The 13120-nt window shown below is 44.3% G+C and carries 8 protein-coding genes; all 8 read left to right on the top strand.

Going from position 1 to position 13120, the window contains the following annotated elements; genetic code table 11:
• The first annotated feature begins 28 nt into the window (after positions 1-28).
• Positions 29-523 carry a 50S ribosomal protein L10 gene (gene rplJ, locus AOG26_RS19560; protein WP_054554829.1) on the top strand — a complete coding sequence of 165 codons (495 nt, stop codon included), beginning with the start codon at positions 29-31 and terminating at the stop codon, positions 521-523.
• A gap of 81 nt (positions 524-604) precedes the next feature.
• Positions 605-967 (top strand): 50S ribosomal protein L7/L12, encoded by a 363-nt coding sequence (rplL, locus tag AOG26_RS19555; protein WP_054554830.1) that lies wholly within the window; start codon positions 605-607, stop codon positions 965-967.
• A gap of 272 nt (positions 968-1239) precedes the next feature.
• Positions 1240-5265, top strand: coding sequence for a DNA-directed RNA polymerase subunit beta (rpoB, locus tag AOG26_RS19550; RefSeq protein WP_054564001.1), 4026 nt, complete (start codon positions 1240-1242; stop codon positions 5263-5265).
• A 97-nt stretch (positions 5266-5362) separates the two neighbouring features.
• A complete protein-coding gene (rpoC, locus tag AOG26_RS19545; RefSeq protein WP_054564000.1) occupies positions 5363-9535 on the top strand; it encodes a DNA-directed RNA polymerase subunit beta' in 4173 nt (1390 codons plus the stop codon).
• Positions 9536-9727: 192 nt separating this feature from the next.
• Positions 9728-10102 (top strand): 30S ribosomal protein S12, encoded by a 375-nt coding sequence (gene rpsL / locus AOG26_RS19540; RefSeq protein ID WP_002958885.1) that lies wholly within the window; start codon positions 9728-9730, stop codon positions 10100-10102.
• A 97-nt stretch (positions 10103-10199) separates the two neighbouring features.
• A complete protein-coding gene (gene rpsG, locus AOG26_RS19535; RefSeq protein WP_054554834.1) occupies positions 10200-10670 on the top strand; it encodes a 30S ribosomal protein S7 in 471 nt (156 codons plus the stop codon).
• Between the two features lie 27 nt (positions 10671-10697).
• Entirely contained in the window at positions 10698-12812 is a 2115-nt protein-coding gene (gene fusA / locus AOG26_RS19530; protein WP_054563999.1) for an elongation factor G, read from the top strand.
• Positions 12813-12872: 60 nt separating this feature from the next.
• The coding region (locus AOG26_RS19525) for a GTP-binding protein (protein WP_235523726.1) at positions 12873-13120 on the top strand (248 nt) is incomplete at its 3' end.

The following is a 13120-nucleotide window of genomic DNA, read 5'->3' as shown; positions in this document are numbered from 1 at the left end:
GCAACCCATTAAACCAGGAGTAACACCCATGGCTTTAAATCTTCAAGGCAAAAAAGCAATTGTTGCTGAAGTCAACGAAGCAGCCACTGGTGCTCTTTCTGCAGTTGTTGCAGATTCTCGTGGTGTAACAGTTGGTGCTATCACTGCCCTTCGTAAAGAAGCTCGTGAAGCTGGTGTATGGATGAAAGTTGTTCGTAACACTTTAGCTAAACGTGCTGTTGAAGGTACAGATTTTGAGTGCCTTTCTGACTCACTTGTAGGTCCAAGCTTAATCGCTTTCTCTTCAGAGCACCCAGGTGCTGCTGCGCGTATCTTCAAAGATTTCGCGAAGAAGAACGAGAAATTCGAAGTTAAGACGGCTGCATTTGAAGGTAACGTAGTAGACGCAGCTATGCTAGCAACTCTACCTACTTACGACGAAGCTGTTGCACGCTTAATGAGCGCTATGAAAGAAGCGTCTGCAGGTAAATTGTGTAAAACAATTGAAGCAGTACGTGTACAGAAAGAAGAGCAAGCTGCTTAATTTTAAGCTGTTTTTTTGTTCACTTTCGGTGTAATATTTTTTTTGGGCTATATTTAGTCCGTAATAATTAGGAAATTTGTAATGTCTGTAACTAAAGACCAAATCCTTGATGCTATTGCTGAAATGTCAGTAATGGACGTTGTTGCTCTAGTTGAAGCAATGGAAGAAAAATTCGGCGTAACTGCAGCTGCTGCTGTTGTTGCTGGTCCTGCTGCTGAAGCAGCTGAAGAAAAGACTGAGTTCGACGTAATCCTTACTGGCGCTGGCGCTAACAAGGTTGCAGCTATCAAAGCTGTACGTGGTGCTACTGGTCTTGGCCTTAAAGAAGCTAAAGCACTTGTTGAAGCTGCTCCTGCACCTATCAAAGAAGGTGTATCTAAAGAAGAAGCTGAAGCACTTGCAAAAGACCTTACTGAAGCTGGTGCTGAAGTTGAGGTTAAGTAATCTAGCTTACGCTAGGTTCGCTGCCTGAGTAATCAGGCAAGGGCTGGTGATTATTTAATCACCGGCCTTTTTGCGCTATAGAGCGATGCAATCCTGTAACGCAAATAAAATCTAATTTTCTCTTTACTTTCAAGTTGTTACCTAGTTTGGTGTTGAAAGTGTCAGAGCAAAATAGAACAACAATTTAATGTTGTACATCTTGGCTTAGATGCCAGTTAAGTCTGTTCTTACAAGAACAGGTCGGGTCAAAGATCAGCAAGCTGAGGAACCCCATGGCTTACTCTTATTCTGAAAAGAAACGTATCCGTAAGGATTTTGGTAAACGTCCACAAGTTTTGGATATACCTTTCTTACTGTCGACGCAGTTAGAATCGTTTAAAAAATTCTTAGTCCCTGACGCTGATGGCGATCACGGTTTGGAAGCTGCTTTCCGTTCTGTGTTTCCTATCAAAAGCTACTCGGGAAATTCTGAGCTTCAATACGTAAGTTATCGTATTGGTGAGCCAGTATTCGATGTAAAAGAATGTCAAATTCGCGGTGTGACTTATTCTGCTCCACTTCGCGTAAAATTGCGTCTTGTGGTGATGGACAAAGAAGCACCAGGCACAGTTAAAGACATTAAAGAGCAAGAAGTTTACATGGGCGAAATTCCGCTCATGACTGATACCGGTACCTTTGTTATCAATGGTACAGAGCGTGTTATCGTTTCTCAGCTACACCGTAGCCCTGGTGTATTCTTTGATAACGACCGCGGTAAAACTCACTCGTCAGGTAAAGTACTTTATAACGCGCGTGTAATTCCTTACCGTGGTTCATGGTTAGACTTCGAGTTTGATGCAAAAGATAACCTTTATGTACGTATTGACCGTCGTCGTAAATTACCGGCGTCAATCATCCTACGTGCACTTGAGTACTCAACGGATGAAATCCTAGAGATATTCTTCGATACAACTGCGTTTGAAGTTGCTGACGGTAAAGTTCTTATGGAACTTGTTCCTTCACGCTTACGTGGTGAAACTGCCGCTTTTGATATCAAAGGCGAAGACGGTGAAGTCCTTGTTGAAGCGGGTCGTCGTATTACTGCGCGTCACATCAAGAACATCGAGAAAAAAGGTATTAACCAATTAGAAGTACCGCATGAGTACATCATTGGTCGTGTTGTAGCTAGAAACTATGTTGATGAGTCAACTGGTGAGATCATCGCAAACGCGAATGACGAGCTATCACTTGAGCTAATGGCTGAATTGGTTAAAGCAGGTCACACTAAGATTGATACACTATATATCAACGAAGTGGACAGCGGCGCCTACATGTCAGATACATTACGTATCGACACAACAAGCAACCGTTTAGAAGCATTAGTAGAAATTTATCGCATGATGCGCCCAGGCGAGCCACCGACGAAAGACGCGGCTGAAGCCTTATTTGATAACTTGTTCTTCTCTGACGAGCGTTACGATTTATCAACAGTTGGTCGTATGAAGTTCAATAGCCGTGTAGGTTATGACTCAGATACTGGCCCTGGCACATTATCGAAAGAAGACATCGTAGCTGTTATGAAAGTGCTTATCGCTATTCGTAACGGTGTTGGCGATGTTGATGATATCGACCACTTAGGCAACCGTCGTATCCGTAGTGTTGGCGAAATGGCTGAGAACCAATTCCGCGTTGGTCTAGTACGTGTTGAGCGTGCTGTACGTGAGCGTTTAAGCTTAGGTGACCTTGACGCTGTAATGCCACAAGATCTTATTAACGCTAAGCCTATTTCGGCTGCGGTTAAAGAGTTCTTTGGTTCATCTCAGTTATCACAGTTCATGGACCAAAATAACCCGCTTTCAGAAGTAACGCACAAGCGTCGTATTTCTGCATTAGGCCCGGGTGGTTTAACACGTGAACGCGCTGGCTTCGAGGTTCGAGACGTTCACGTAACTCACTATGGTCGTGTATGTCCAATCGAAACGCCTGAGGGTCCAAACATCGGTCTAATTAACTCATTGTCTACGTACGCACGTACGAATGACTATGGTTTCTTAGAAACACCTTACCGTAAAGTGGTAAACGGTGTAGTTACTGATGAAGTAGATTACTTATCAGCCATTGAAGAAGGTCAGTTTGTTATCGCTCAGGCGAACTCAAACTTGAACGAAAACAATGAGTTTGTTGATGAACTAATTCCATGTCGTCACAAAGGTGAATCAACCTTTATGGGCAAAATGGATCAGCAATATATGGACGTATCACCACAACAGGTGATCTCTGTAGCGGCAGCACTTATCCCGTTCCTAGAACACGATGATGCTAACCGTGCATTGATGGGTTCAAACATGCAACGTCAAGCCGTACCAACACTTATCGCGGACAAACCGCTGGTAGGTACAGGTATCGAGCTTACACTAGCGAAAGATTCTGGTGTAACTATCGTTGCTAAGCGTGGTGGTGAAGTAATGTATGCGGATGCAAGCCGCATCGTTGTAAATGTACATGAAGATGAGCGTATTCCAGGTGAAGCGGGCATCGATATTTACAACCTTACTAAATACACTCGCTCAAACCAAAATACATGTATTAACCAAAAACCAACTTGTATGGTTGGTGAGCCGGTAACACGTGGTGACGTATTAGCAGATGGTCCTTCGACTGACCTAGGTGACTTAGCACTTGGTCAAAACCTTCGCGTGGCATTCATGCCATGGAACGGTTATAACTTCGAGGATTCAATTCTATTATCAGAGCGTGTAGTTCAAGAAGATCGTCTAACGACTATCCACATTCAAGAACTACAATGTATCGCACGTGATACTAAATTAGGTCCTGAAGAGATCACAGCAGATATCCCTAACGTAGGTGAGTCTGCACTAGGCAAGCTTGATGAATCAGGCGTTGTTTATATCGGTGCTGAAGTTAAAGGCGGCGATATCCTAGTAGGTAAAGTGACTCCGAAAGGCGAAACGCAATTAACACCAGAAGAAAAGCTACTACGTGCTATCTTCGGTGAGAAAGCGTCAGACGTTAAAGACAGCTCTTTACGCGTACCAAACTCTGTAACTGGTACTGTAATCGACGTACAAGTTTTCACCCGTGACGGTGTTGAAAAAGATAAGCGTGCGTTAGAAGTTGAAGACATGCAGCTTCGCGAAGCGAAGAAAGACTTCAACGAAGAGTTCCGTATCTTAGAAGCAGGTGTATTAGACCGTGCTCGTAAGTTACTTGTTGACGCAGGTCTGAACGCAGATTCAATTGCATCACTAAATGCTGAAAAGCTGCTTACTCAAAGCCTTGCTGAAGAAGACAAGCAAGCTGAACTTGAGCAACTAGCTGCCCAGTACGATGAGCTTAAAGCTGAATACGATAAGAAGTTTGAAAACAAACGTCGTAAGATCACTCAAGGTGATGACTTAGCACCAGGCGTACTTAAGATTGTTAAAGTATACCTAGCTGTTAAACGTCGTATCCAACCGGGTGATAAGATGGCGGGTCGTCACGGTAACAAAGGTGTTATCTCGACTATCGTACCAGTAGAAGATATGCCATACGATGACAAAGGTCGTACGGTAGACATCGTTCTGAACCCGCTAGGTGTACCATCACGTATGAACATCGGTCAGATCCTAGAAACACACATGGGTCTTGCTGCACGTGGTGTGGGTGAGCGCTTAGAAGAAATGATGAAAGAGCAGCGTGAACTGCACGAAATCCGTAGCTTCGTTAAGAAAGTTTACGAATTAGGTGATTGTCGTCAGAAAGTTGATATCGACTCGTTCTCTGATGATGAAGTTCGTCGCTTAGCTAATAACTTGAAAGGTGGTTTACCGATCGCAACTCCAGCCTTTGATGGTGCTCGTGAAAGCGAAATCAAAGACTTACTAGAGCTTGGTGGTTATCCAAGAAGCGGTCAAGTTACACTTTATGATGGCCGTACTGGCGATCAGTTCGAACGTCAAGTAACTGTTGGTTACATGTACATGCTGAAACTTAACCACTTGGTTGATGACAAGATGCACGCACGTTCAACTGGTTCTTACAGCCTTGTTACTCAGCAGCCGCTGGGTGGTAAAGCTCAGTTCGGTGGCCAGCGTTTCGGTGAGATGGAGGTGTGGGCACTAGAAGCTTACGGTGCTGCATATACTCTACAAGAAATGCTAACAGTGAAATCGGATGACGTGAACGGTCGTACTAAGATGTATAAGAACATCGTAGATGGTAACCATAAGATGGAACCAGGTATGCCAGAATCGTTCAACGTATTGTTGAAAGAAATCCGCTCACTGGGTATCAACATCGAGTTGGAAGAAAATTAAGCCATTTAGGTGCGGCGTAAGCCGCACCTGTTAGGCCGAATAGAATGTAGGGGCGATTGGTTCGCCCTCAAGATTAACCTCCGACAGGAGAGCTAAGGTGAAAGACTTACTTAAGTTTCTGAAGCAACAAAATAAGACCGAAGAATTCGATGCAATTCGCATTGGTCTTGCTTCGCCAGATATGGTTCGTTCATGGTCATACGGTGAAGTAAAGAAACCTGAGACAATCAACTACCGTACTTTCAAGCCTGAGCGCGACGGCTTATTCTGTGCCCGTATTTTCGGCCCAGTGAAAGATTATGAGTGTTTATGTGGTAAATATAAGCGCCTTAAGCACCGTGGTGTTATTTGTGAAAAGTGTGGCGTTGAAGTAACGCTTACTAAAGTGCGTCGTGACCGTATGGGTCACATTGAGCTTGCGAGCCCAGTTGCGCACATTTGGTTCTTAAAATCATTACCGTCACGTATCGGCTTAATGCTAGACATGACACTTCGTGACATCGAGCGCGTACTTTACTTCGAATCATTCGTAGTAACTGAGCCTGGTATGACAACGCTTGAGCGTGGTCAGCTTTTAGGTGAAGAAGAGTACCTAGATGCACTAGAAGAGCACGGTGATGAGTTTGAAGCGAAGATGGGTGCAGAAGCAGTATTAGACTTGCTTCGTGAACTTGATCTTGGCCAATTAATTGCTGAAATGCGTGAAGAGTTACCTACAATTAACTCTGAAACTAAGCGTAAGAAGATCACTAAACGTCTTAAATTAATGGAATCTTTCCACCAATCAGGTAACAACCCTGAGTGGATGATCATGACAGTACTTCCAGTACTTCCGCCTGATCTACGTCCATTAGTACCACTAGACGGTGGTCGTTTTGCGACTTCTGATCTGAATGACCTTTACCGTCGTGTTATTAACCGTAATAACCGTCTTAAGCGTCTATTAGATCTAGCAGCACCAGACATTATCGTACGCAACGAAAAACGTATGTTACAAGAAGCGGTAGATGCGCTACTTGATAACGGTCGTCGCGGTCGTGCGATCACAGGTTCTAACAAACGTCCTCTTAAATCGCTTGCTGATATGATCAAAGGTAAGCAAGGTCGTTTCCGTCAGAACTTACTTGGTAAACGTGTAGATTACTCTGGCCGTTCTGTAATCACAGTAGGTCCTACGCTTAAACTACACCAGTGTGGTCTTCCTAAGAAGATGGCACTTGAGCTATTCAAACCATTTATCTACGGCAAACTAGAGCGTCGCGGCATGGCTACGACTATCAAAGCAGCTAAGAAGATGGTTGAGCGTGAAGTGGCAGAAGTATGGGATGTATTAGACGAAGTAATTCGTGAACATCCAGTATTACTTAACCGTGCACCAACACTTCACCGTTTGGGTATCCAAGCGTTCGAACCTGTGCTTATCGAAGGTAAAGCGATCCATTTACACCCATTAGTTTGTGCGGCGTACAACGCTGACTTCGATGGTGACCAAATGGCGGTACACGTACCGTTAACGCTTGAAGCACAGTTAGAAGCACGTGCTCTAATGATGTCTACAAACAACATCCTATCTCCAGCGAATGGTGAGCCAATCATCGTTCCTTCACAGGACGTTGTATTAGGTCTTTACTACATGACTCGTGATCGCATCAATGCGAAAGGCGAAGGTACTGTATTTAAAGATCCTAAAGAAGCTGAAAAAGCATACCGCAGTGGTAATGCTGAGCTACATGCGCGCGTAAAAGTACGTATTAGCGAAACAGTTAACAATGAAGAAGGTGAAGCAGTTGAGCAAGTATCTATTGTTGAAACAACAGTAGGTCGTGCAATTCTTTCACTAATTCTACCTAAAGGCATGCCGTTTGAGTTAATCAACCAAGCCCTAGGTAAGAAACAAATTTCTGGCTTATTAAACGAGTGTTACCGTCGTCTAGGTCTTAAAGATACCGTTATCTTTGCTGACCAAGTAATGTACACAGGTTTCCACTACGCGATGAAGTCAGGTGTTTCAATCGGTATTGATGACTTAGTTATCCCACCGGTTAAAGCAGAAATCATTGAATCAGCGGAAGCTGAAGTAACTGAAATCAACCAACAATTCCAATCAGGTCTTGTAACGGCTGGTGAAAAGTACAACAAAGTTATCGATATCTGGTCACGTGTAAATGAAAACTTATCACGTGAGATGATGGCGAACTTATCAAAAGACACTGTAATCAACGCTAAAGGCGAAGAAGAAGAGCAATCTTCATTTAACTCAGTGTTTATGATGGCAGACTCAGGTGCACGTGGTAGCGCCGCTCAGATCCGTCAGTTAGCGGGTATGCGTGGTCTAATGGCACGTCCAGATGGTTCAATCATCGAGACACCAATCACGGCGAACTTCCGTGAAGGTCTAAACGTACTACAGTACTTCATCTCAACGCACGGTGCGCGTAAAGGTCTTGCCGATACAGCACTTAAAACAGCAAACTCGGGTTACTTAACGCGTCGTCTAGTAGACGTTGCACAAGACTTAGTAATCAACGAAGACGACTGTGGCACAGAAGATGGCTTAACAATGAAACCGCTTATCGAAGGTGGTGACGTTGTAGAAGCACTTCGTGAGCGTGTACTAGGTCGTGTTGTTGCTGAAGATGTATTAATTCCAAATACTAACGAAGTACTTGTTAAGCGTAACATCATGCTTGACGAAAAACTGTGTGACCTTTTAGAAGAGCACTCAGTGGATGAAGTACGCGTTCGTTCAGTAATCACTTGTGATAATGACTTTGGTGTATGTGCTAAGTGTTACGGTCGTGACCTTGCGCGTGGCCACATCATCAATCCAGGTGAGTCAGTAGGTGTTATCGCGGCACAATCAATCGGTGAGCCGGGTACACAGCTTACGATGCGTACCTTCCACATCGGTGGTGCGGCATCTCGAGCGTCTGCTGAAAACAGTGTACAAGTTAAAACTAACGGTACATTGAAGTTACACAATGCGAAGTACGTATTAAACACAGACGGTAAGATTGTTATCACGTCTCGTTCAACAGAGATCACTATCATCGATAGCTTTGGTCGTGAGAAAGAGCGTTATAAAGTACCTTACGGTGCGGTGTTAGCAGTACAAGATAATGCAGAAGTTCAAGGTAACGACATCGTTGCTACTTGGGACCCGCATAGTCACCCAATCGTTCTTGAGCACAAGTCAAAAATCTCGTTCAGCGACATTGATGACTCAAATACCGAAGCACAAACAGACGAGTTAACTGGTTTAACACGTGTGGTTGTTAAAGACTTAGGTAAAGCGAATGCGAAAGAACCTAAACTAATCATCGAAAGCGATGAGCGTGGTCTGCAAGAAACACGTCTTCCTTCATTCACAACGATTGAAGTAACAGACGGCGCAACTGCAAACCCAGGTGACGTACTTGCACGTATTCCGCAAGAAGGTTCGAAGACTCGTGATATCACGGGTGGTCTACCTCGCGTAGCTGACTTATTCGAAGCACGTAAGCCGAAAGATCCTGCAATCCTTGCAGAAATCACAGGTACTATCAGCTTCGGTAAAGAAACAAAAGGTAAGAAGCGTCTTGTAATCACTCCAGCTGAGGGTGACGCATACGAAGAGATGATCCCTAAATGGCGTCAACTTAACGTGTTCGAAGGTGAGCAAGTGTCTAAAGGTGAAGTTATCGCCGATGGTCCTGAGTCACCACATGACATCTTACGCCTACGTGGTGTAACTCATGTAGCTAACTACATCGTTAACGAAGTGCAAGAGGTTTACCGCTTGCAAGGCGTTAAGATCAATGACAAGCACATTGAGACAATTATTCGTCAGATGCTACGTAAATGTATCATCCTTGACGGCGGTGACACTGAGTTCTTAGCCGGTGAACAAGTTGAAGTAGCACGCGTTAATATTTCTAACCGTGAACTTGAGAAACAAGGCAAGATCCCAGCGAAGTTTGAAATCCAGTTAATGGGTATCACTAAAGCGTCACTTGCAACAGAATCTTTCATTTCTGCAGCATCGTTCCAGGAGACAACTCGTGTCCTAACTGAAGCCGCTGTAAATGGTAAGAGCGATGAGCTTCGTGGTCTGAAAGAAAACGTAATCGTGGGTCGTCTGATCCCAGCTGGTACAGGCTTTGCGTATCACCAAGACCGTTTAAACCGTCGCAAGCAAGGTGAAATCGTTGAAGAGCAAACAGTAAGCGCTGAAGAGGCAACTCAAGCACTAACTGACGCACTAAACGCAGATATCTCTGGAAACCAATAATCTCAACTTAATCAATAGATTAAGAAATCGTAAGGCAGTTATCTTCTGCCTTACGATGAGTTAAGGTTGACAGGTTAAACTTTGCTCATTAAAATTCCGCCACCCATTTGCCTGCACGTTTTGTAACGAGCATGTAAACAGGGCGGATTTTTTATTTTTTCAGTAGTAATTTTAATTTCAGGAGCTATTTAAATGGCAACTATTAACCAGCTAGTGCGTAAGCCACGTCGTAGCAAAGTTACTAAAAGTAACTCAGCTGCACTTAAAGCTTGTCCGCAAAAGCGTGGTGTATGTACTCGTGTATATACAACTACACCTAAGAAACCAAACTCTGCATTACGTAAAGTAGCGCGTGTTCGTTTAACTAACGGTTTCGAAGTAACATCTTACATTGGTGGTGAAGGCCACAACTTACAAGAGCACAGTGTAATCCTAATCCGTGGTGGTCGTGTTAAAGACTTACCAGGTGTGCGTTTCCACACTGTACGTGGTGCACTTGACTGTGCAGGCGTTAGCGACCGTCGTCAAGCTCGTTCTAAATACGGTGCTAAACGCCCTAAGGGCTAATGGTTCTCCGTTAGTAAGGCCAAGCACTAAATTTTTAAATTAATTGTTTTGGGTATTGACTCTAAAAGAGCAAACCTGAAGATACCGGAGATACAAAATGCCTAGAAGACGCGTAATAGGTCAACGTAAAATTCTTCCAGATCCTAAGTTCGGATCGGAACTTCTTGCTAAATTCGTTAACGTAGTAATGTTAGACGGCAAGAAATCTACTGCTGAAAAAATCGTTTATGGTGCGTTAGACGTGGCTGCTGAGAAATCAGGCAAGTCGCACCTTGAAATCTTTGAAGCTGCACTTGAAAACGTTCGCCCACAGGTAGAGGTTAAATCTCGCCGTGTTGGTGGTTCAACGTACCAAGTACCAGTTGAAGTACGTCCAGTACGTCGCAACGCATTAGGTATGCGTTGGTTAGTAGACGCTGCACGTAAGCGTGGCGAAAAATCTATGGGCTTACGTTTAGCTCAAGAAATCGTTGACGCTGCTGACAACAAAGGCACTGCGGTTAAGAAACGTGAAGACGTTCACCGTATGGCTGAAGCGAATAAAGCATTCGCTCATTACCGTTGGTAATCTGCCCTTAACCTTTAAGAGGATCATATGGCACGTACAACTCCACTTGAGCGCTATCGCAATATCGGTATTTGCGCTCACGTAGATGCAGGTAAAACCACCACAACAGAACGTGTTCTGTTCTACACGGGTCTTTCTCATAAGATCGGTGAAGTACATGATGGTGCTGCAACTATGGATTGGATGGAGCAGGAACAAGAGCGTGGTATCACAATCACTTCTGCTGCAACAACGTGTTTCTGGAAAGGGATGGACGCTCAATTTGACGACCATCGCATCAATATCATTGATACGCCAGGACACGTAGATTTCACTATCGAAGTAGAGCGTTCTTTACGCGTACTAGATGGTGCGGTAGTTGTTCTTTGTGCTTCATCTGGTGTACAGCCGCAAACTGAGACAGTTTGGCGTCAAGCGAACAAATACGAAGTTCCTCGCATGATCTTCGTAAACAAAATGGATCGCACTGGCGCTGACTTCTTAACAGTTGTGGACCAGGTGAAATCTCGTCTTGGAGCAACGCCTGTTCCAATTCAGCTACCAATTGGTGCTGAAGACGACTTTAAAGGTGTTATTGACCTTATTAAGATGAAAGCCATTAACTGGAATGCCGAAGATCAAGGCATGACTTTCACTTATGAGGACATTCCGGCAGAGCTTCTGGAGCTTGCAGAAGAATGGCGTTCTCACATGGTTGAGAGCGCTGCTGAAGCATCAGAAGAACTAATGGACAAATATCTAGAAGGTGAAGACCTGACCGAAGCTGAAATTAAAGCAGCTTTACGTCAGCGCACATTAGCAAACGAAATTGTTCCAATGACGTGTGGTAGTGCATTTAAGAATAAGGGTGTTCAAGCTGTGCTTGATGCTGTTATCGAATATATGCCTGCGCCAACACAAGTGAAACAAATCCAAGGTATCGTTGAAGATGGTACTGAGGAAGAACGTCCTGCTGATGACAACGCACCGTTTGCCGCACTTGCTTTTAAGATTGCGACAGACCCGTTCGTTGGCACCTTGACCTTCTTCCGTGTTTACTCTGGTACTGTTAAACAGGGTGATGCGGTATATAATCCAGTTAAAAGTAAGCGTGAGCGACTTGGTCGTATCGTTCAGATGCATTCAAACTCACGTGAAGAGATCAAAGTAGTCTACGCAGGCGACATCGCAGCGGCTATTGGTCTTAAAGACGTAACAACAGGTGAGACACTGTGTGATCCGAACTCAATTATTACGCTTGAGCGTATGGAGTTCCCAGAGCCAGTTATCTCTGTTGCGGTTGAGCCTCGCACAGTAGCTGACCAAGATAAGATGGGTATCGCGTTAGGTAAACTAGCGGCAGAAGATCCATCTTTCAGAGTACAAACTGACGAAGAATCAGGCCAGACTATTATTTCTGGCATGGGTGAACTTCACCTTGATATCATTGTCGACCGTATGAAACGTGAATTCAGTGTTGAATGTAACGTTGGTAAGCCGCAGGTAGCATACCGTGAAGCTATCCGTTCAGCTGTTGAAGTTGAAGGGAAGTTCGTACGTCAATCAGGTGGTCGTGGTCAATATGGTCACGTCTGGCTTAAACTTGAACCGATGGATATTTCGGATGATGAAGCGCCAACTTACGAGTTCGTTAACGAAATCGTTGGTGGTGCTGTTCCTAAAGAATACATCCCTGCGGTAGACAAAGGCATCCAAGAGCAAATGTCTCAAGGTGTGCTTGCTGGCTACCCATTACTTGGCGTTAAAGCGACTCTATATGATGGTTCATTCCATGATGTAGACTCGAATGAAATGGCATTTAAGATTGCAGGTTCAATGGCGATGAAGAAAGGTGCGCTTGAAGCAAACCCAGCTCTTCTAGAACCAGTAATGAAGGTTGAAGTTATCACTCCTGAAGAAAACATGGGTGATGTAGTTGGTGACTTAAACCGTCGCCGCGGCATGATCGAAGGCATGGAAGAAGCATTCGGTGGTCTTAAGCAAATTAATGCGCAAGTACCACTTTCTGAAATGTTTGGTTATGCAACTGATCTGCGATCTGCAACACAAGGCCGTGCATCTTACTCTATGGAGTTTTTGAAGTATGCAGAAGCCGCTAAAAACGTTGCAGATGCAATAATTGCAGCTCGCGCTGTTATATGATTTAGCTTGTCTGGCCCAATAGTGGGTCAGGCGTTAATTTCTTTATAGGAATTTTTTAAGATGGCAAAAGAAAAGTTTGAACGCGTAAAACCGCACGTAAACGTTGGTACAATCGGCCACGTTGACCACGGTAAAACAACTCTAACAGCAGCAATCACTAACGTACTTGCAAAAGTATACGGTGGTGTAGCTAAAGACTTCGCATCAATCGATAACGCTCCAGAAGAGCGTGAGCGTGGTATCACAATCTCAACTTCACACGTTGAGTACGATACTCCAACTCGTCACTACGCACACGTAGACTGTCC

The organism is Pseudoalteromonas sp. UCD-33C (genome assembly GCF_001306895.1).
Lineage (GTDB): Bacteria > Pseudomonadota > Gammaproteobacteria > Enterobacterales > Alteromonadaceae > Pseudoalteromonas.
This window is presented reverse-complemented; position numbering and strand designations above follow the sequence as displayed.